The organism is Gemmobacter caeni (assembly GCF_003054195.1).
Taxonomy (GTDB): Bacteria; Pseudomonadota; Alphaproteobacteria; order Rhodobacterales; family Rhodobacteraceae; genus Gemmobacter; species Gemmobacter caeni.
In genome coordinates, this window is record NZ_QBKP01000002.1 from 26,185 (window position 1) to 43,242 (window position 17,058).

Consider the following 17,058-nt stretch of genomic DNA (forward strand, 5'->3'; position numbering starts at 1 on the left):
CCCCGCCCCTCCAGTCGAATCGCAGGATCCGGTCCCTCGCCTCGTATCGCCTCAGAGTGGCGGACGGGTTGGTGCCCGACAGCCCCAGGGCCGTGGCGTGTACGCATAAGCCTTATGACCCCGCCGATCCCGAGGATCGTCGCCGGGTCATAGCCAGCGCTATAGCGAGTCAGCGGGCCGAGGGGCTGGAGCCGGACCGTGAGAGCCTTGCGGATCTGGAGGAGTTCATCACCGGGACGATTGACCTTACGGAGGTCAGGGCACGCGCCGCGGCGAGGTATTTCTGACAGGAACCGGCCGGCTCTTCCCCGCCGCATCGTGATGAACGCTTTTGAGCTTAGGGGCGCCGGTCTGGATTTTCTTGTGTTGTCAGGGTATCATGAAGGCGGAGGATCCGCTGAATTGGTGGAAAGGGGTCGACAGCATGCCAAACCTTGAGATGGTCGACAGGTATGAGGATGATTTCGTCGGCTGGACGGTCGAGCAGGCCGCCCGACTCAGGGGGATGCCTCAGCTCAACAACGCCGGTCTCGATGTCGAGAACCTTGCGGAGGAGATCGAGGATCTGGGACGCAGTGAAATCAACAAGATAACCAGCCTTATGGGTCAGGCCATGGTCCATCTGCTGAAGATCGTTGCGGACCCGACCGACCCGTCCCGTCAGCATTGGCAGCAGGAGGTGGGCGGTTTCGTCGTCTCGATCCGGAAGGCCTGGTCCCCCGGATATGGCCAGCGCGTCGACATGGAGGAGATCTGGAAGGACGCGATCGAGGAGGCCGGGAACGCTCTGGAGACCTTCGACGTTACGCTCCCCGCCCTGCCTGAGGCGTGCCCGTTCCCGTTGAGCATGTTCACCAACAGGGGGTTCAACACGAAGGCGGCCATAGAGCACCTTCAGGGGAAAATCTCAGAACAAACGCCCCAACCCTGAAGTCTGTGGGACCGTTGCTCAGGCGATCTGAGAGGCCGGATGGGCGAAAACCGGTCCAGCCGCATCCCCGCAGACGGACCTGACCCGTTCCGGGGTCATGTTCGTCCAGCCAGCTAGGTGATAAGCGGTGATCGCGTTCCTCAGCGCAACGAAGAGGGCCGGGTCCGTAGCGGCCAGGTCCACCGGGGCGTCCGCGACGGCGAGACGGGCGACCTCCTCAAGGAGCTCCCAGTCCCGCGTTTTGAACACGTGTGCGACCCGACGCCCGATAAGCGTGTTGATCGCCTCCACCCTCAGAGCGCGTTTACTCCGGGCCATCATACCCTCCTGCGTCATACTTGAAGGCGATCAGCCGGACCAAGGTCAATCATGACGTGTCCTCCGCGCGCTAAGCGGTATATGCCGGTTCATCCCAAAAAATCAATCATTTCGCGTTACGGTCCTCGGCGCGCCTCACCTTCTCGAGGATCCCGTCCGACATCTCCGGGTCGAGCGCCGCGTACCGCTCCAGCATCGCCGCCGCGTGCTGGAGGCTCCACCCCATATGCGCGGCCAGCTCCCCGAGGTTGCAGCCGGCCCGGACCAGCCGGGTCACCGCGGTCCCCCGCGCGTCGTAGAGGCGGAGCCCCTTGCGGATCCCGAGCCGGTCCCGCCACTCCGAGACCAGCTTCCCGAGCTCGTCCGAGCTGGCGAACGGGCGCCCGTTCGCGGCCACGATGATCCGCTCCTGGTCGGCGGGGAGCCCGGCGACCAGGGCGGCGAGACGCGGGGTGACCGGGACGGACGCGTAGTTCCGCCCTCGGCTCTTCCGGGTCCGGATCAGGACCCGCCCGTGCGTTCCGGCCCGGGGCTCAAAATGGGACCGGGCCAGCAGGCTCAGGTCGCCGGGCCGGTACCCGGTCTCCACCGCCGCGATCAGGATCCGGCTCACGTAGGCGGGCGCGCCCGCCTCGAACGTCTCGATCTCCTCCCGGGTCCAGACCACGTCCGCCCGGTTCGTACGGACCCGCTTGCGGATCTTCAGCAGATGATGCTCCCCGATCAGCCCCCGCTCATAGGCGAAGGAGACGATCCGCTGCATCGTCGCCATCATGTTGTCTGACCCCACAATCGTGGGGTCGGAAATATCGCCACATACACCACGGCCCGTACCGAAACCGGCTCATCAACCTGCTGATCCGGCTTGTTATTCGGGAACCAGACAGGCCGGGATGAGCCGAGAAAGGGTGGGAGAAACGCGCCGAGAAAACGGTGAGGTTTTTCCGGCGATCATTTTTCGCACTTCTTCCGGTGACGCGCATGGTTTACAGTTCGTTCGTAACCCTTTGACGATTGACGCGGATTTTGGGTCCGGTTTACAAAAATGTCCATGTTTTTCAAGAGAAGTGGGTGCGTTAGAAGATGGGGAACCAGCCACCCGCCTCGGGCAGGTCCCTCCCCGCCTCCACGGGCGCCGCCGCAAGGCGGACCGGCTCGAGGGGCGGATCGCCCGGCTCCGGGCGCTGACGGAGCGCCGGGTCCCGCCCCTCGTGTTCGGGACCCGCAAGCTGCTCCGGTCCCAACCGCAGGAGGGGACCCCCGAGGAGGTCGAGGCGTGGCTCCGGCGCGCGGTGATCGCGAGCGCGCTCGGGAGTCAGCGGGCCTCCGGGACGGAGCCGGACGCGGCCTCCCTGGCGGAGCTGGAGGCGTTCGTGCGCGGGGAGCTGGATCTCGATCAGCTCCGCGCCCGGGCGCGGACCCGGTTCCTGGCCGCAAACCTCCAGTCGGATTCAGTGACGCACACCCCATCCTTAGCCCCGTAAAACGATATGTTTTTTCGGCGCCCTCGTGATAAAGAGGGGACAGTCAAGTCGTGCGGAGAGAACCATGAAAGTCCATGACCCATTCTCAGGTAGGCCCCGCTCGCTTGCGGAGGTTTATGCGGACGGCGCAGCGAGCGGCGGGTCACTGAAGGAATTCCTCGATGAATTCTATTCAGAATCTGATCCGCTCAAAAAATACGAGATGATCCTCGAAGAGCCCCCGTTGACAGATGATCCGAAGCGGAACGCGTGGGTGGCGGCCTGTGCCGCGCATCTCAGCCGGGAGACGATCGGGCCGCCCCCCGCCTGGACGACCAAACCAGAACGCTACCTTCGTCGCGCCTGGTTTCCAAGCGGCATGGAGTCCCTGAAGGCGACCTTCATCGTGGAGAGTCCGGCAGCTTTTCGCGAACGGATGATCTTTGTCGAAGCGGATCCGCTCTACACCCCAAGGAAGGACGTCCCGTTCGGGTCCAGGCTGGTCGATGAGGTGGCTCTTTGAAGTCCAGCCTGGATAAAGAGGCGTTGCTCGATATCCTGCGAGACATCGCTGAACGAGCGAAAAAGCGAGATGCCATGATCGAATTTTCCGTCTACGGCGGGACTGTCATGGTCATCGAATACGAAGCACGGAAGATGACACGAGATGTGGATGTCGTGATACACCGAGGGGCATCCTTTCTTCGGGCGATCGTCGACGAAATCGCACGGGAGAAGGAATGGGACCCCGGATGGCTGAACGACGGCGTCAAGGGTTTCATATCATCAAATCCGCAATTCCAGGAAATGTTCACGATTGAGGAAGATGGGTGCGGATTACGAGTCTTGCGACCGACGCCCGAATATCTTTTTGCGATGAAGGCGATGGCGATGAGAGGTCTTGATTCCGAGAACTCATCTGACATCGAGGACATCAGGTTTCTCGTCAAATCCATCGGAATTAAAAGTTTCGATGAGGCCGCCGACATAGTCGCGTCTTTCTATCCTAAATCTCAGATATCACCAAAAACCACCTTCGGGCTACAGGAATTGCTTGAGAATATCCTTGGTCCCGAAAGTGTTGTTCAGCGGGAAACAGGGCACGAGGATAGATATGAGGGCTGAACGCGAACATCCGCGCCTGGACGGGCTGATCGCGCTCTGCCGCTCGGAGCTGGGCGCCGAGGAGGTCTGGCTCTTCGGAAGCCGCGCCCGCGGCGACCATCATCCGGACAGCGACTGGGACCTGCTCGCGATCCTGCCCGATGACGCGCCGGAGGAGGCGCTGGACGCGGTCCGGGTCTGGCAGGTCCGGCGTCGGTCCGGACTCAACGCGGACCTGCTGGTGGTGACCCGGTCCGACTTCCTCGACGCACAGGACAGCGTGACCACCCTGTCGGCGATCGTCGCGCGCGAGGGGGTCCGGATCGACCAGTTTAAGGATGAGGCGCCCGGCCTGGTTGGTCGGGTACCTAACGATCCATGAGCCTGGATCGCATTTTCTGCTGGTACCTTGGCGACCCGGGCGCCCCGTGCCTCATCGGCGAGGTCCGGCTCGAGGCGAACGCCCGAACCTGCATACTTCGCCTTGAACCGGACTGGCGGGCGTCCGGGTTCGATCTGACGCCAGGCACGTCGAACGCGAATGACCTCCACGCGACGGAGCCCGGCCTGCGGGCGCCGGGCGCGCTCGATGACGCCATCCCGGATCAGTGGGGCGAACGGATCATCCGGGTCATATCCCGCCCGAGCCGCATGAGCCCGATTGACCTTTTGTGGTACGCGGGGGACCGCCGCTTCGGCGCGCTCGGGATCTCCTCCTCCCCGACGGAGTACCGCCCCTTCCCGGAGCCGCCGCTCCTTCAGGCCGCCTCGATCCGCGAGGCGGAGGAGGTGATCGGCCGAGTGATGGCCCGGGAGCCGCTGACGGACCGGGAGCGGGAGCTGATCGCGAGCGCCGGCTCCCTCGGCGGGGCGCACCCGAAGATGCTCGTCGAGGAGGACGGGGCGGAATGGATCGCGAAGTTCCCCAAGGGGCAGAACGTCGACCAGCTGCTGATCGAGCACGCCTCCATGGAGCTGGCCCGCCGGGCCGGGCTCAACGTGGCGGAGTCCCGGGCGGTCCGGGGCGGGATCGACCACGTGCTCCTCGTGCGCCGGTTCGACCGGACCGGGGACCGGCGGGAGCACGCGGTCTCCGCGCGCACCCTCCTGGCCCGGGAGGGGGACGACAGCTACGCGACCATCTCGGGGCTGATCCGCAAGCTGGCCGCGCCGGGGGAGATCCTCGCGCAGCAGCGCGAGCTCTTCGGCCGGATGGCGTTCAACATCATGATCGACAACACGGACGACCACACGAAGAACCACGCCTTCCTGCGCCGCGAGGACGGGACCTGGGGGCTCAGCCCCGCCTATGACGTCCCGGTGCAGATGAACGGGCTCGGTGTTCAGGCGATCCAGATCTCTCCGGACCCGAGGATGCTGAACCGGTTCGACCGGGAGCACGCGGTCGCGGCCGCGCCCCGGTTCGGGATGAGACCCGAGGAGGCGCTCGCGGAATGGAACCGGATCGCCGGTCACGTCGCGCTGTGGCGGGACGTGTTCGCGGAGGTGGGGGTAACGGAGGGGGATCTGGACTATCTGGCGGACTTCCTCGACAGTCCCGAGAAGCGGGGGTACCGGAAGGACGCGACGCCGCCGCAGAACGATGGGCTTGATGGCGGTCTGAGATGACCGCGGGGCGTCCCCTGGAGTAACTGCCTGGAAACCGATCAGGTCGATAATCGTTGAAGAGCCGGCCCGAAAGGGGCATATTGACAAGGTATCAACGCACGATTCCCGGAAACCGGACCCATGTCGGACCTCTTGAAGAACAGAGCGGCGGTCAAGGCCCTCTCCCGCGAGCGGGACGAGGAGCGGCTGCGTCGCGGCGAGGTCTCCCCGTCCGAGCTCCAGCGGGAGAACCTGGTGTTCCGGGGCTTCCGCAAGGACGTGATCGGCCTCAAGCCCAAATACAAGCCGAAATCCGTCGATTTCGTGCTCGCCTGACCCGCGAATGAGCGGCACGGCCGACCCGGCTGATCAGCCGGATAACGCCTATGAGGACGAGCCGGACCTCCTTCATCTGCCAGAAGAGCTCGTTCAGGAGGTTATCCTCTCCGTCGGGGACACGGAGGCGATCCTGATCGGGGGACAGGCGCTCGGGCTCTGGGCGGACCAGCTTCTGGATCCTGAACAGCTTGACGAGCTGGGCGGGCCGGTCACCTCGAAAGACGTGGACTTCTTCGGCACCGTGGACCTCGCACGCGACCTGGCCCGGGTTTTCGGGGGGCGGGTCGAGATCCCGGACATGGACCACGTGAACACGCCGGAGGCGGCGATCGTCCTCTATGAGCGGGACGGAAGGACGGTCCAGATCGACATCCTCGGCTGCCTTGCGGGCCTGTCAAACGCTGAGGTTCAGGAGGGCTGGGTCGATCTGCCCTACGGGTCCGGGGAGGACGAGGTGGTCATCCGGGTCATGGCCCCGATGGAGGTGCTTCGCAGTCGGATCTCGAACATCGTCATCCTGCGTCGGCGGGACCCGAACGCGATCCGCCAGCTTCGCCTGTCCCCACATGTGGTGGAGGCCTACATTCGCCAGCAGCTGGACCGGATCCTGTCGGTTCGTCCGGAGGATGAGCCGGACCTCATCAAAGGGCTCCAGCGGAGCACGCAGGACCTTATCCGGGAGCTGATCCAGCACGGACGCTCCCAGGAGCTGGACCGGATCTACCTGGATCACGGGGTGGACCTGCTCGCCCACGCCCTGGCCCTCTCGGATCACCCGGCCTGGGAGCCCCGCTTCGCCGAATTCCAGGTCAGGAAGGCCGCCTCCGACGGGATCACGCGCCGAGAGAAGAGGATCGCTGAACGGGAGCGGAAGGACCCGGGCTTCTCATCTGCTCGGCCCCGGCCGGAAGCGGACTAAAATGATGCGGTCGGCCCCTCCTGATGCAGGAAAGACCGGCACGCCAGATCGGCAAAACGTCTTAACTTTCACCAGCAACACCATGAAAAGGTGAGATAATCATCCATCATAAGAGCGGCATGAAATCCGACAAAAAGCGGCACGCACGCGCCGCCGCCGAAACATCGCCGGTGAAAGATCAGGATGTCCGGATTCCCGGGTTAAGACGGGTCGGAGCATCGATCCTGACCGGAATCCCAGGTTAAGCGGGGAAGATTGACCATAATCCCGACTTAACGGGTCATAACAACCCCGGCCCCGTCCCGGCGTCCCGGTCATGATCAACGTGCTCCCAGTAGCGCCGCGGCGCCGGCACCCCGTCGCGCCAGACCACCTCCGACGGGTCCTGCGGGTCCGTGAGGCTCGCATGCCGGTCCTCCTCCAGGAAGGCGCGGGTGCTGGCCCACCGGCCGATCGCCTCGTCCAGCGTCTCCGCCGCGCAGGCGGCCGAGATCTGCTGGCAGCGGGACAGGGACCGGATCAGGATGTCCGGGTTCCCCTGCCGGGTCATCGCCCGCATCGCGGAAAGGTAGTCCTGACGGAACACGGTCGGGATGACGATGTGGCTGAGCCCGTGCGAGATCAGCTCGCGGGACATCGCGAGCCGGCTCATCCGCCCGTTCCCGTCACTGAACGGGTGCACGTCGGAGATCAGGAAATGCGCGAGCACCGCGCGCGCGAACGGGTCGCTCACCGCGCGGACATGCTCGAACCCCTCGTGAAGGGTTCCGTGGACCTTCTCCGGGGCGACGAAGACGGTGTTCCCGGCCTGGTTCGCCGCCGTCTTGAACCGGCCCGGTCCCACCTCGGGCCGCTCGCGCATCAGGTCCCCGTGATCCACCTGGAGGTTCAGGATGAACTGGTCGGGGCCCATCTCCGACAGGCGCGGCCGCGGCGGCTCCATCAGCTTGGCGTAGGTGGCCAGAACGTCATGCCCGTCCTGCGGACGGGACTGCGGGATCTTCCCCTCGAAGACGATCTCGCGCGCCTCCCCGACCAGGAACCGGGTCCCCTCGATATAGTTCGAGAAGAACGCCTCGACGAAGCTGGAGGCCCTGCGCGCCCCCACGGACAGGTTCGGGTCCGGGACATGCGCATAAGGGACGGCGAGGAGCGCGGTCCGAAGGGTCATAACCCGCTCGAGGCAGGCCTCGTCGATCGGGGAGCCGACCGCCCGCGCCCGGCCCGCCCGGGTGCGCATCGTCGCCCCCCTTGTCCGCAACAGCCCGCCGATGAGCTGATCCAGCGCCTCGAACTCCTTGTCCTTGCCCACCAGGGGGGCGATCCGTCGAGCCCCGTCCCGGATCCCGTTCAGATGCGCCTCCCCCTTCGCGGAGCACTCCCGTTCCAGCCGCGCTTCCACCCCGGCCGGACCGAGGGTGCGTGCGGGTCCGCCCCTGGCCCGGGAAGGGGTCATGTTGTCCAGATAGCGCCGCTCCGGGCCCGCGACCCAGGACCCCATATAGGGGATGTCCCCATCGACGGGCCCGACGCCGCGGCGGGCGCTGATCACCAGCTTGGCGATCTCGACCCGTCGCGGGGCCCCGGGGGCGCTGACGAAAACGTGGAGGGTGCCGGTGGCCTCCTCCCGCTCCGGCGCGTAGGTGAGACCGGTCAGGTCGGTGATCACCCCGTCCGGGAAGAGGTGGCCGACCAGGGCGGGCCAGTGCAGCCGCGCGGCCTCCTCCGGGGCGACCCCGTCCGCAGACAAATAGACCCCGGTTGCGAGCTTGACCAGCTCGCCCGCCCCCGCCTGACGACGCAGGCGCCTGGCGGCGGTGTCGTCCCCCTTGGGCGCGAAGATGAACCCGGCCATAAGACCCCCCTGTCCGATTTCCGGAGTTAAGCCGCGATGCCCGGCAAGAATTGTCCGAAATTTCTATTTAAGAAAGCTATCATGTCCGCATATCCGATTTAAGGGGGTTCGTCCATCAATAAATCGGGCGACAAAGGAGATCACCGCATGGGCGGCCGCCGCCAGAACATTACGAAAACAAAAAATTTCGCGTTCCTTCCGGACCCGGAACCGGTATGATCCGGTCCACAGAGGAACGGAGCGACGAAGATGTCGGAGAGGACGGAGGGGCCCGAACGGGTCCCGCTCAGCGCGGAGGATCTGGCGGCGATCCGGGCGGTCTGCGCCGACCCGCCCGAGCCGGGCCCCGCGCTGCTGCGCGCCGCGGAACGGTACCGGGAGCGGGTCCGGTCGGCTCCGGACTGAGCCTCAAGATTTGGGCGGCAGAAGCGGCCAGAGCCGCCGCGCGTAACCCATCGCGCCGGGCGGGCCGGACAGGAGCTCCCGGTAGACCATCCGCGCGTTGGCCGGGTCCGTCGCCGCCTCCCGGTTCGCCCACCAGAGGATCCCGGGGTGGAACCGGTCCCAGATCTCGATCAGGAGCGCACGAAGCGGGTCCTCCTCTGATCCGTCCATGGTTATGCGCCCCGCCGCTCAGTCCCCGAGGTTGCAGGCGGCGTGGAACATCCCGTCCGGGAACCGGCCCTGGTGCAGCGCGATCAGGGCCTGAATCTCCATCTGCACGTCCCGGTCCGTGCAGGGGGTGGCCAGGAGCTCGCTCATCGCCCGCGAGATCGCGACCGCCACCTCCGGGGAGAGGGTCGCGGAGCGGAGGTTGCGGACCTTGAGCTTCTTGTCCATCGCCACGATGTTCACCACCGGGTGGTGCTCCCAGTCCGCCTCAAGCGGCGGCTCCCCGTTCAGCCGGCCGATCACCGGGGACCACCAGAGTTCGAAGGCGAAGTTCGACTGGAGCAGGTGGATCAGGAGGACGGACCGGCCCCGGTAGACCCGGACCTGCACCTTGCCCCGCAGCCCCTTCAGGTCCGCCGGGGTGAAGTCGTCGATCTTGAGCATGATCAGCTGGTCGGCGAGGCGGAGCATCCCGCCGGTCCCGACCCCCCGGAACGCGTCGCGCATCCAGGACGGGGCCGGCTTGTTGAGGATGATCGGTTCCATGGGGGCCTCGCTTGCTTTTCGTGAACGGATATCTGGACAGGGCTTCAGGTCTCTACTCGTCCGGGCCGGCGAACTCCTCCCGGACCCGGGCCAGGGCCGCCTCGGCGCGCGGCGCCTCCGCGAGGGAGGCGGTCAGGTGGCGGGTCCACGCTTTCCCCCGGGAGGTCAGGTCGCGGTATGCGGACCAGAGCTCGTAGGGGCGCGTCTCCGCGAGGAGCTCCAGGAGCCAGCTCGCCTGGGCGAGGTCCTTCTCCCGCTTCAGCCGGAACGGGCCCTGGCGCAGCTGCGCGACGATCAGCTTGTGCAGCGCGTAGCGCTCCGGGGCCGGGATCAGCACCTCCACCCCGCCCCGGTAAAGGGCCACCTGACGGACCGGGCCGACCAGGGAGAACTCGAGGAACCGGAGCGCGCTGACCCGCTCCTGAAGCCCTTCATGGAAGTGGGTCCGCGCCCCGCCACGGGCGACCGGGCTCAGGATCTCCACCTCGACCGTGTCCCCGACGATCAGCTTCGGGGGGGTGTCCTCCTCAAGCCCGAACCGGGTCTCGAACGCGAGCCCGGCCGCCCTCAGGCGGGAGGTCAGCGCCTCGCGCGGGCCGAGGAGGCGGATATGGGAGGGGGCGAGCATGTCCACGTCCCCGGTGACGGACATCTCGGACCGGGGCGCCTCCACCCCGAGGAAGAGCGGGTAGAGCCGGAACGCGTGCGTCCCGCCGAGGAGCCCGCCGGCCCGGAAGAACCCGACCCGGGACAGGGCGAGAAGGACCTTGCCGGTCTCCTGGTCCGGGGTGAGCGCGCCGGCGGCGCGCAGCATCGCGACCAGCGCCGCGTTGCGCTCGTTCCAGGCGCGGTGCGCGGCCTGTTCCGCGCGGGCCGCCTCGACCCGGGCCAGCACCTCCGGCGTGTCCGGCCCGATCGCCTCCTCCGTGACCCGGTCCCCGACCCGGCGGCGGGCCACCCAGTAGCCGCGTCCGGACTTCTCGACCCGGACGAGCGACCCCTCGATCGAGACGGACGGGGCCGCCCCGAACCGCTGAAGCAGCTCCTGGTAGGAGGTCTGGACCGGGATCGGGAGCGAGGGCACGGGATTTCCTACACAAAATTATTATTTGTGTAGGAATATCGACGTCCTGAGGTGCGGTCAAGCGAGAGAGAGTACGACACGCGCCTGCGCGATACCGAAACGCCCTTTTCCTACACAAAAATTCTCCGCGTGTGGGAAACGGGAGCGCATTTCAGCCCATCTCGGTCCCGTCCGCCGGGTAGAGGGCCGGGTAAAGGTGCCTCTCCCGGTGATCATACGCCACCAGGCATATCTCGAAGAGCTCATAAAGGACGACCACCCCGGTCGGCCCGATGATCAGGTGCCGCGCCCCGTCGGGCAGGAGGTGCTGACACATCGCGAGCACGTTCTCGATGATGGTGACCGGGAGCTGCCCCCCCTGATCGGTAACCCGGTCCGTCTGCTCGAACTCCTCCGCCTCGAGGTCCCGGCTGTCCTCGAGATGCGGGACCTCCCCGAACGGGATCACCCGCAGCGCGGAGGAGAGGTCGAGCGCGTCAGGGTCCGGGTGGCGCCAGTCGAGGCGGGCCTCGAGGGGCAGGTGCCAGGCCTTGCGGGGCGCGTGCTCCGCCAGCGCCTCCGCGGCCCGGGTGACCGTCTCGCGCCAGGCCGGGGTCGTCTGGTCGAACCGGTAGGCGCGCGCGCCGTGGAGCTCCTCGAACTCCTCCATCATCTCGACCGCGAACGCTCCGTCCTGCACGAGGAGCATGGTGAGGGCGAGGCTGCGCGCCGGTTCCGGCTCCACGTCGAGCCGGGCCAGACGCCGGAGCATCCTGTCCGGATGGACGTCGAACCGGTCCGGGATCTCGGAGAGGTCCGTGTCGACCCGGGAGAGGTGCTCGTTCAGCGCGTGATAGGAGCGGAACTCCCAGGCGGCCGCCATCGCCTCCCCCAGCTGGGCGGAGGAGGGGGCGCCCGGGATCAGGGTGAGGGCGTTCTTGATGAGACGATAGGTGTGCGTGTTCAGGATCATGCCTAAACCTCCTTGAAACTGGCTCTTCGCTCGCAAGTTGGTCGAAAAGCCGGGAGGGGCTGATCTGACAACTCAGGTGGGGTCTTCTGGTTCGCGGTTTCGGCCTGCGAGTGCCGGGGCTGCGCGCCGCGCCTTGATATCGCAGGCGCGCCGGTCCCGGTCAAGGGATCATGCCATGATCACGAAGATCGATAACTTGACTTTCTTCTCTGCGAGAAAGATACGTTGGGGAAGTTCCTCTCGCCCCTGGACCCACAGAATCATAGCTACCGCAGGAGCCTCATGTGATGCGAAAAATGTTAAAATCTACGTTTATGGGTATTGCTTCTGTATGTGCGCTCACCCTGTCGTTCCCCGTTATCGCCCAGCAGATCAGCGGGAGCGTGACGCTAGAGATCCAGGTGACCGGGGAAACCGCGGGTGCGGTTCCCAACCCGGTGATTGTGGGGAGCATAGCCTCGGCTCAGCTCGACGGGGCCAGCGCCGTCGCAGTGTCCGGATCCTACGCCTATGTCGTCTCCAAGTTCGCGAACACGCTCACGGTGATCGACATTTCGGATCCGACGAATCCGACGATCGTGGGAAGTGCATATCACGCGGTCGACCTCAATGCGGCGGACGGCATCGCCATTTCGGGATCCTATGCCTACGTCGTGAGCTACGCCACCACCAGCCTGACGGTGGTCGACATAAGCAACCCCACGGCTCCCGCGGTGAGGGGCAGGATCGCGAGCTCCTTCCAGCTGAATGGAGCCTGGGATGTCGCCGTATCGGGATCAAATGCCTTCGTGACCGGACAGATGGGCGATCGCGTAACAGTCGTCGACGTCAGTGATCCGTCTTCGCCCATGATCGCTCGCCCCCTTCCTGACACGAGGTTCGACGGAGCCCGAGACATCAGGATCGTCGGGTCGCTCGCTTATGTTGCGGCCGACCAGTCTGACGGCATCTCGGTCGTAGACATCAGCAACCCGGCCGCGCCCTCCATTGTTGGAAACCTCAGGAGCCCCCGTAACTACGATGGGGCCTGGGGCGTCTCGGTCTCCGGTTCCCGAGCATATCTCTCTGCCACCACGTCAGACAGCTTGAACGTGATCGACATCAGCAATTCTGCCGCTCCATCAGCTCTGGGCCGGATCTCAAGCGCCGATCTGAATGGAGTGCGCACCGTCGTCGCGGCGGGCTCATACGTCTATGCCTACAGCGGATTGGCCAACAAGCTGACGGTGGTCGATGTCAGCGACCCTGCGGCGCCGACCATCGCCACCAGCCTGACGGATGTCAGGTTTGACAACGCCTCCCGCGGCCTGGCCATCTCAGGCTCGCATGCCTACATGACCAGCTTCAGAGGTGACGCGTTAATCGTCATCGATCTCGGGGTCGATACGGGGCTCTGAACAGGCTTCGGTTAGGCTAAATGCTGGGGGAAAAACAACCGCGGACAGTTGGGGGGCAACACCTTGGAGAACCGGCTGACCCCGGCATCCGTTCATCCCTGATCAGGGCTCAAACGTGTCATCAGGGAGTTCAGGGGACAATACCGTGGTCTCTACCTCTTTGATGTGGACCTGATCCCCGGAGAAGACGATCCAAGAGGGGGGCCGCTGCCCCGCCTCGTCACGGCCCTCATCGACGAGGACCGCGTCGAACCCCTGGTCCGCCAGCTCCTCGCGCAGCCAGAGCGCGATGTCGCGCCCTTCGACCCAGTCCGGAAGGCCCAGCTCCGTAAGGACCCCCTCCCCGTGGACCCCGCAGAACCGCTCCTTCAGGAGGGCCCGATGCGCCGGGTTGCGGGTGTCGAACGGGTTCTCCGCCCGGATCAGGACCGTGAAGACCCCGGGCCGGCGATCCGTTACCCCGTAGAAGGAGGACGAGGAGGTCGCGGAGCTCAGGAACCGGCGCGCGTAGTCCGGATCCGGGGTGAAGAACTGGTCGTCCCGGAACCGCTCGAAGCTCGCGTCGGGGGTGCCGTGGTACATCACGAGCGGCGCGCCCTGCTCATCGACCAGCCTGCTGTTCCCGAACCACTGGTCCCGGTTTTCGCAAGGCTCCGTCATGGGGACGGCCCATCCTCGTCCGTCCGGGTCGGCGCATGCCGCGCCCGCCAGGTTTCCAGTTCCTTCTCGAGATGGTCGAGCTGGCGCTCCCCGGTCTGGACCGCGTGCTCCATCATCCGGGTCCAGGCGCGCAGAACCCTGTACCACCCCTCCTCGCCCCGGCTGACCGTCCGGGGAACCAGTTTCCCCTTCTCATGCGCCTCATAGGTGATGGTGCTCATCTCGTCCCGGCCGGAGAGCCGTTCCCGGTCCGCCCCGAGCCGCTCGGAGGTGGACCAGACGAGCCATTCGAGCCCCTCCGTGGAGACCTCGAGCGGCGGGAAACGGACACCGGCGCAGCTCGCGGACTGATATCCATCCCCCGGGCGCTCATAGCCGTGATGGGCCATCCGGCCCGTGTCGAGGACGGCGGTGTCCCGGAAGCAGCAGGAGCAGGTCCCGCGGACCTGGTCCGGGTTCACGGGCTTGGGCGGCGCGGGCGCCCTGCCCTTCACGACGAGCCCCTTCAGCTCGCGCGCCGCCTCGGCGAGCGGCAGGACCTCCGCGGTCAGCGCCCGCATCGCCGCCACGGCCGGACCCGTCGCGTCAGAGGCGTCGAGCCGCCTCGCCACGGCGAGGAGGTCATGGAGCGAGCTCGGGTTGCAGGCGTGGTTGAGCGCCTGGACCGGCCCCGGCTGGGCCTCCCAGCGGCCCGCGTGGAAGAACGGGGCGGAGACCTGACGGTCCCAGGCCTGCTCGAGGGCGCGGCCGAGACGGGACTTCGCCTCCTGATAGTCGACGTTCCGGATCCCGCCCGCGGCGAGCCCGTCCCGGATCAGGTCGATCGCGGCCCGGACCCGGTCCGGCTGGCGCGCCCCCTCAAGGAGGAGCGGGAAATCATCGGGGAGGGTGACGGGCATCGCGGGTCTCCTTGCGTTTTCCGGAAAGATGACCGATCCTTGCGAAAATCCCGCTCCGAAAAGGAAGCGCTCATGGGGGAGAAGGACCATGCGGATCCGTCGCGACGAGAAGGGGCTCTACATCCGCAGCCGGTGTTTCAGCCTCGGGGACACGGACCATTACCGGCCGGGCGCGGTCCCCGGCTTCGATCATGCGTTCGACATGGGCGAGGCGGGGCTCGCGGAGGGGGACAACCCAAAGGCCGCCCACGTGGCGGGCGCGCCGCTCGTCCGGATCCGGCTCGAGGACGGTCGGGTCCTCCACTGGGCGAGCGAGAGCGAGCATCGTCTGCGCGACCCGGGGCCCGAGCCGTGAGCCTGCGAATACCCGTATCGGGTCGTTTCTCCTGTTCCCGATTTCGGGCTGACCCCATATCAGGGGGAGATCGAACCCCCATCAGCCGGAGCCCCTGATGCGCCCCTCACCCTCCCCGCCCGATCTCAGCGTCCTCGAACCGGACCGGATCCGGGACCTCCCCTTCCCGGACCTGGCCGCCGCCGCCTGCGCCGCGCTGGACACGCTGCGGGACGGGTCCGGCGGGGTCGAGGGGGCGCTTGAGCTCCTCGAGACCGCCGAGGCGGACGCGCTCTACGAGGCGCTCTGGCAGGTCCACCTGATCCCCCATATCCGCCGGGTCCCCGCCCCCAACCCCTATGAGGAGCTGGAGACGCATGAGGTGCAGGAGGCGCTGGTCGGGGCGCTGCGGGAGGCCGCGGCGCGCCGGGCAGGAAGCCCGCAGCCCTTCTACGCCCTCCTGAACGGGCTCGGGGACCTGCCCGCCCTGGACCTCGCGAACCGGGTGGACGCCTGGCGCCACCGCTACCCGACCCCGATCTGAGGGGCGGCCCGTATGCGATTTTCCAAACGCACGAGTGAGGAGGCGGAGGCGGCGCTGATCGTCGCCGAGATGGCGCCCCGGTACTGGGAGGACGCATCGGTCAACGGGGTGGAGGAGACGGATGAGGACCCGCAGATCCCGCTCCGGGACGGGGACCTCTGGACGCTCCGGATCCTGATCGACGAGGGGCGGGTCCTCGACTGGCCCGAGGGGGTGACCGCGCAGACCCATTACAAGGTCTGCGACGCAGGGCTCTATAGGCTCCTCGACGCGGACGGGGGCGTGCTCGCGGAGCGGGACGCCTACGTCCCCCCGTTCCTTGCCCCCGGCAAGGAGGGGTTCGGGGATTATGTGATCCTCTCGATCGGACCGGACGGGAAGATCGCGAACTGGGACCCGGACCTGTCCTGGTTCGACCGGGGCCGGCCGGACCCGGACCACGCCCCGTGACCGGGCGGCTGATCACCGACCCGTCCGAGCTGCGCCGCGGCCTCCGGCTCGGCTGGGTTTGGGGCAAGAACCCGGCCGGGGAGCGGATGATCCAGAACGGGGTGCCCCCGCGCGGCCGGCTCGTGACCGTGGCGGACCTCCCGAATCTGGGCGGGACGGATCTGGGAATTCAGGTGGACGGGCACCCCCATATCGTGCTCGACCCGCACCTCGCCTTGGGACGCGGGACACCCCTCACCCTCCTCGAGGACGCCCCGATCCCCCGGGTCCTGAACCAGCACAAGGACGGCCGGCCGGCGAGCGCCGTCTATATCGGCCGCCCCTCTCCTTTCGGGAACCCGTTCGCGATCGGGCGGGACGGGGACCGGGACGCGGTCATGGGGAAATACGTCGCCTGGCTCGGCAACCAGCCCGCGCTCATCGACCGGGCCCGCCGCGATCTGGCCGGCAAGGACCTGGTCTGCTGGTGCGCCCCCGCCGCCTGCCACGGGCACGTGCTGCGGGACCTGGCGCTGGGGCGCCCCCTGCCCCGGCCGGAGCCCCCCGTTCAGCCGGGGCTCGACCTGTGATCGCGGCCCGCATCCCCCCAATCGTCTTCCACGGGACGAGCCACGCGTTCGACCGGTTCGACCCGCGCCAGCTCGGCCGGAGCGTCCGGAACCCGACGACGGAGTTCGGCTTCTTCTTCTCGGAGGACGCCGAGGACGCCGCCTACTGGGCGCGCCGGGCGGCCCGGTACGGCCGATCGGGGGGCGCGCCGCGGCTGATCACGGCGGAGGTCCGGGTCGACGCGCCGGTCCTGATCTCCGCACCAAAATTCCGGTTCTACCTCCAGCGCGCGCGGGTCTCCACGATCCAGCGGGACCTCCGGGCCTGGCGGGACGCCGGGCATGACGGGCTCACCACGGTTCGGGACGGGGTGCGCTGGTGGGCCCCGTTCGACGCGGACGCGATACGGTTCCTCGACTCCCGCCCCCTCGACCCGCCCCCGGCGGAGGAGACCCCGCAGGAGGACCCGTCCGGACCGGCCCCGTGAGGACATG

Annotated in this window: 25 protein-coding genes and 1 pseudogene; 17 read left to right on the forward strand and 9 right to left on the reverse strand. The window is 67.0% G+C overall.

Annotated elements, in window-relative coordinates:
• The first annotated feature begins 92 nt into the window (after nucleotides 1–92).
• On the forward strand, nucleotides 93–287 hold the full coding sequence (locus tag C8N34_RS02880) for an antitoxin VbhA family protein (RefSeq protein ID WP_145693533.1): 195 nt from the start codon (nucleotides 93–95) through the stop codon (nucleotides 285–287).
• A gap of 137 nt (nucleotides 288–424) precedes the next feature.
• Nucleotides 425–931, forward strand: coding sequence for a DUF29 domain-containing protein (locus C8N34_RS02885; protein ID WP_158640459.1), 507 nt, complete (start codon nucleotides 425–427; stop codon nucleotides 929–931).
• An 18-nt stretch (nucleotides 932–949) separates the two neighbouring features.
• Here the strand turns inward: C8N34_RS02885 and C8N34_RS02890 are convergent, their stop codons facing one another.
• Together C8N34_RS02890 and C8N34_RS02895 are read right to left on the reverse strand one after the other, a co-directional pair.
• Nucleotides 950–1,249: a hypothetical protein gene (locus tag C8N34_RS02890; RefSeq protein ID WP_199750649.1), complete on the reverse strand. Its 300-nt coding sequence runs from the start codon at nucleotides 1,247–1,249 to the stop codon at nucleotides 950–952.
• Nucleotides 1,250–1,355: 106 nt separating this feature from the next.
• Nucleotides 1,356–2,012 (reverse strand): tyrosine-type recombinase/integrase, encoded by a 657-nt coding sequence (locus tag C8N34_RS02895; RefSeq protein WP_108127554.1) that lies wholly within the window; start codon nucleotides 2,010–2,012, stop codon nucleotides 1,356–1,358.
• Between the two features lie 130 nt (nucleotides 2,013–2,142).
• Here C8N34_RS02895 and C8N34_RS27260 point away from each other — a divergent pair, with 130 nt between their 5' ends.
• From C8N34_RS27260 to C8N34_RS02930, 7 genes are all read left to right on the forward strand, one after another.
• The gene (locus C8N34_RS27260; protein WP_158640460.1) at nucleotides 2,143–2,733 is read left to right on the forward strand and encodes an antitoxin VbhA family protein; all 591 of its coding nucleotides are present in this window, start codon (nucleotides 2,143–2,145) and stop codon (nucleotides 2,731–2,733) included.
• A 64-nt stretch (nucleotides 2,734–2,797) separates the two neighbouring features.
• On the forward strand, nucleotides 2,798–3,235 hold the full coding sequence (locus C8N34_RS02905) for a hypothetical protein (RefSeq protein WP_108127558.1): 438 nt from the start codon (nucleotides 2,798–2,800) through the stop codon (nucleotides 3,233–3,235).
• Nucleotides 3,232–3,837: a nucleotidyltransferase gene (locus C8N34_RS02910; RefSeq protein WP_108127560.1), complete on the forward strand. Its 606-nt coding sequence runs from the start codon at nucleotides 3,232–3,234 to the stop codon at nucleotides 3,835–3,837. Before C8N34_RS02905 ends, C8N34_RS02910 begins: the two co-directional genes overlap by 4 nt.
• Nucleotides 3,827–4,198: a nucleotidyltransferase domain-containing protein gene (locus C8N34_RS02915; RefSeq protein WP_108127562.1), complete on the forward strand. Its 372-nt coding sequence runs from the start codon at nucleotides 3,827–3,829 to the stop codon at nucleotides 4,196–4,198. The genes C8N34_RS02910 and C8N34_RS02915 overlap by 11 nt, the downstream gene beginning before the upstream one ends.
• The gene (locus C8N34_RS02920) at nucleotides 4,195–5,445 is read left to right on the forward strand and encodes a type II toxin-antitoxin system HipA family toxin (protein ID WP_108127564.1); all 1,251 of its coding nucleotides are present in this window, start codon (nucleotides 4,195–4,197) and stop codon (nucleotides 5,443–5,445) included. Before C8N34_RS02915 ends, C8N34_RS02920 begins: the two co-directional genes overlap by 4 nt.
• 120 nt (nucleotides 5,446–5,565) lie before the next feature.
• The gene (locus C8N34_RS02925; RefSeq protein ID WP_108127566.1) at nucleotides 5,566–5,760 is read left to right on the forward strand and encodes a hypothetical protein; all 195 of its coding nucleotides are present in this window, start codon (nucleotides 5,566–5,568) and stop codon (nucleotides 5,758–5,760) included.
• Nucleotides 5,761–5,767: 7 nt separating this feature from the next.
• Nucleotides 5,768–6,682, forward strand: coding sequence for a hypothetical protein (locus C8N34_RS02930; RefSeq protein WP_108127568.1), 915 nt, complete (start codon nucleotides 5,768–5,770; stop codon nucleotides 6,680–6,682).
• A gap of 280 nt (nucleotides 6,683–6,962) precedes the next feature.
• On the opposite strand, the gene C8N34_RS02935 is transcribed toward C8N34_RS02930, so the two are convergent.
• Nucleotides 6,963–8,537 carry a Fic family protein gene (locus C8N34_RS02935; RefSeq protein WP_108127570.1) on the reverse strand — a complete coding sequence of 525 codons (1,575 nt, stop codon included), beginning with the start codon at nucleotides 8,535–8,537 and terminating at the stop codon, nucleotides 6,963–6,965.
• A gap of 249 nt (nucleotides 8,538–8,786) precedes the next feature.
• On the opposite strand from C8N34_RS02935, the gene C8N34_RS26180 reads away from it, so the two are divergent.
• A complete protein-coding gene (locus C8N34_RS26180) occupies nucleotides 8,787–8,942 on the forward strand; it encodes a hypothetical protein (RefSeq protein ID WP_158640461.1) in 156 nt (51 codons plus the stop codon).
• A 3-nt stretch (nucleotides 8,943–8,945) separates the two neighbouring features.
• On the opposite strand, the gene C8N34_RS02940 is transcribed toward C8N34_RS26180, so the two are convergent.
• The 4 genes from C8N34_RS02940 to C8N34_RS02955 all read right to left on the reverse strand — a co-directional run bounded on the left by C8N34_RS02940 (nucleotide 8,946) and on the right by C8N34_RS02955 (nucleotide 11,731).
• Entirely contained in the window at nucleotides 8,946–9,152 is a 207-nt protein-coding gene (locus C8N34_RS02940; protein ID WP_108127572.1) for a hypothetical protein, read from the reverse strand.
• 18 nt (nucleotides 9,153–9,170) lie between these two features.
• On the reverse strand, nucleotides 9,171–9,695 hold the full coding sequence (locus C8N34_RS02945) for a hypothetical protein (RefSeq protein ID WP_108127574.1): 525 nt from the start codon (nucleotides 9,693–9,695) through the stop codon (nucleotides 9,171–9,173).
• A gap of 52 nt (nucleotides 9,696–9,747) precedes the next feature.
• Nucleotides 9,748–10,779, reverse strand: coding sequence for a GSU2403 family nucleotidyltransferase fold protein (locus C8N34_RS02950; RefSeq protein ID WP_108127576.1), 1,032 nt, complete (start codon nucleotides 10,777–10,779; stop codon nucleotides 9,748–9,750).
• 151 nt (nucleotides 10,780–10,930) lie between these two features.
• The gene (locus C8N34_RS02955) at nucleotides 10,931–11,731 is read right to left on the reverse strand and encodes a hypothetical protein (RefSeq protein ID WP_108127578.1); all 801 of its coding nucleotides are present in this window, start codon (nucleotides 11,729–11,731) and stop codon (nucleotides 10,931–10,933) included.
• A 287-nt stretch (nucleotides 11,732–12,018) separates the two neighbouring features.
• Between C8N34_RS02955 and C8N34_RS02960 the strand changes: the two genes are divergently transcribed.
• Together C8N34_RS02960 and C8N34_RS27265 are read left to right on the forward strand one after the other, a co-directional pair.
• Nucleotides 12,019–13,128: an LVIVD repeat-containing protein gene (locus C8N34_RS02960; protein ID WP_108127580.1), complete on the forward strand. Its 1,110-nt coding sequence runs from the start codon at nucleotides 12,019–12,021 to the stop codon at nucleotides 13,126–13,128.
• Between the two features lie 30 nt (nucleotides 13,129–13,158).
• Nucleotides 13,159–13,230: pseudogene (locus C8N34_RS27265) on the forward strand (hypothetical protein); the annotation flags it as partial.
• Here the strand turns inward: C8N34_RS27265 and C8N34_RS02970 are convergent.
• Together C8N34_RS02970 and C8N34_RS02975 are read right to left on the reverse strand one after the other, a co-directional pair.
• Nucleotides 13,231–13,788, reverse strand: coding sequence for an ADP-ribosyltransferase-containing protein (locus C8N34_RS02970; protein ID WP_108127582.1), 558 nt, complete (start codon nucleotides 13,786–13,788; stop codon nucleotides 13,231–13,233).
• On the reverse strand, nucleotides 13,785–14,687 hold the full coding sequence (locus C8N34_RS02975) for a hypothetical protein (protein WP_145693534.1): 903 nt from the start codon (nucleotides 14,685–14,687) through the stop codon (nucleotides 13,785–13,787). The genes C8N34_RS02970 and C8N34_RS02975 overlap by 4 nt, the downstream gene beginning before the upstream one ends.
• Before the next feature lie 88 nt (nucleotides 14,688–14,775).
• On the opposite strand from C8N34_RS02975, the gene C8N34_RS02980 reads away from it, so the two are divergent.
• The 5 genes from C8N34_RS02980 to C8N34_RS03000 all read left to right on the forward strand — a co-directional run bounded on the left by C8N34_RS02980 (nucleotide 14,776) and on the right by C8N34_RS03000 (nucleotide 17,051).
• On the forward strand, nucleotides 14,776–15,042 hold the full coding sequence (locus C8N34_RS02980) for a hypothetical protein (protein WP_108127586.1): 267 nt from the start codon (nucleotides 14,776–14,778) through the stop codon (nucleotides 15,040–15,042).
• A 97-nt stretch (nucleotides 15,043–15,139) separates the two neighbouring features.
• Nucleotides 15,140–15,565: a hypothetical protein gene (locus tag C8N34_RS02985; RefSeq protein WP_108127588.1), complete on the forward strand. Its 426-nt coding sequence runs from the start codon at nucleotides 15,140–15,142 to the stop codon at nucleotides 15,563–15,565.
• Between the two features lie 12 nt (nucleotides 15,566–15,577).
• On the forward strand, nucleotides 15,578–16,015 hold the full coding sequence (locus C8N34_RS02990; protein ID WP_108127590.1) for a hypothetical protein: 438 nt from the start codon (nucleotides 15,578–15,580) through the stop codon (nucleotides 16,013–16,015).
• Nucleotides 16,012–16,584: a DUF4326 domain-containing protein gene (locus C8N34_RS26630; RefSeq protein WP_199750650.1), complete on the forward strand. Its 573-nt coding sequence runs from the start codon at nucleotides 16,012–16,014 to the stop codon at nucleotides 16,582–16,584. The genes C8N34_RS02990 and C8N34_RS26630 overlap by 4 nt, the downstream gene beginning before the upstream one ends.
• Nucleotides 16,581–17,051, forward strand: coding sequence for a hypothetical protein (locus C8N34_RS03000; RefSeq protein WP_108127592.1), 471 nt, complete (start codon nucleotides 16,581–16,583; stop codon nucleotides 17,049–17,051). The genes C8N34_RS26630 and C8N34_RS03000 overlap by 4 nt, the downstream gene beginning before the upstream one ends.
• Nucleotides 17,052–17,058 lie beyond the last annotated feature (7 nt).

Bases quoted from the DNA above. Each gene is read 5' to 3' on its own strand.
- C8N34_RS02885 (WP_158640459.1), top strand. From the start codon at position 425: ATGCCAAACCTTGAGATGGTCGACAGGTATGAGGATGATTTCGTCGGC.
- C8N34_RS02890 (WP_199750649.1), bottom strand. From the start codon at position 1,249: ATGGCCCGGAGTAAACGCGCTCTGAGGGTGGAGGCGATCAACACGCTT.
- C8N34_RS02895 (WP_108127554.1), bottom strand. From the start codon at position 2,012: ATGCAGCGGATCGTCTCCTTCGCCTATGAGCGGGGGCTGATCGGGGAG.
- C8N34_RS27260 (WP_158640460.1), top strand. From the start codon at position 2,143: ATGAGCCGAGAAAGGGTGGGAGAAACGCGCCGAGAAAACGGTGAGGTT.
- C8N34_RS02905 (WP_108127558.1), top strand. From the start codon at position 2,798: ATGAAAGTCCATGACCCATTCTCAGGTAGGCCCCGCTCGCTTGCGGAG.
- C8N34_RS02915 (WP_108127562.1), top strand. From the start codon at position 3,827: ATGAGGGCTGAACGCGAACATCCGCGCCTGGACGGGCTGATCGCGCTC.
- C8N34_RS02920 (WP_108127564.1), top strand. From the start codon at position 4,195: ATGAGCCTGGATCGCATTTTCTGCTGGTACCTTGGCGACCCGGGCGCC.
- C8N34_RS02925 (WP_108127566.1), top strand. From the start codon at position 5,566: ATGTCGGACCTCTTGAAGAACAGAGCGGCGGTCAAGGCCCTCTCCCGC.
- C8N34_RS02930 (WP_108127568.1), top strand. From the start codon at position 5,768: ATGAGCGGCACGGCCGACCCGGCTGATCAGCCGGATAACGCCTATGAG.
- C8N34_RS02935 (WP_108127570.1), bottom strand. From the start codon at position 8,537: ATGGCCGGGTTCATCTTCGCGCCCAAGGGGGACGACACCGCCGCCAGG.
- C8N34_RS26180 (WP_158640461.1), top strand. From the start codon at position 8,787: ATGTCGGAGAGGACGGAGGGGCCCGAACGGGTCCCGCTCAGCGCGGAG.
- C8N34_RS02940 (WP_108127572.1), bottom strand. From the start codon at position 9,152: ATGGACGGATCAGAGGAGGACCCGCTTCGTGCGCTCCTGATCGAGATC.
- C8N34_RS02945 (WP_108127574.1), bottom strand. From the start codon at position 9,695: ATGGAACCGATCATCCTCAACAAGCCGGCCCCGTCCTGGATGCGCGAC.
- C8N34_RS02955 (WP_108127578.1), bottom strand. From the start codon at position 11,731: ATGATCCTGAACACGCACACCTATCGTCTCATCAAGAACGCCCTCACC.
- C8N34_RS02960 (WP_108127580.1), top strand. From the start codon at position 12,019: ATGCGAAAAATGTTAAAATCTACGTTTATGGGTATTGCTTCTGTATGT.
- C8N34_RS02970 (WP_108127582.1), bottom strand. From the start codon at position 13,788: ATGACGGAGCCTTGCGAAAACCGGGACCAGTGGTTCGGGAACAGCAGG.
- C8N34_RS02975 (WP_145693534.1), bottom strand. From the start codon at position 14,687: ATGCCCGTCACCCTCCCCGATGATTTCCCGCTCCTCCTTGAGGGGGCG.
- C8N34_RS02980 (WP_108127586.1), top strand. From the start codon at position 14,776: ATGCGGATCCGTCGCGACGAGAAGGGGCTCTACATCCGCAGCCGGTGT.
- C8N34_RS02985 (WP_108127588.1), top strand. From the start codon at position 15,140: ATGCGCCCCTCACCCTCCCCGCCCGATCTCAGCGTCCTCGAACCGGAC.
- C8N34_RS02990 (WP_108127590.1), top strand. From the start codon at position 15,578: ATGCGATTTTCCAAACGCACGAGTGAGGAGGCGGAGGCGGCGCTGATC.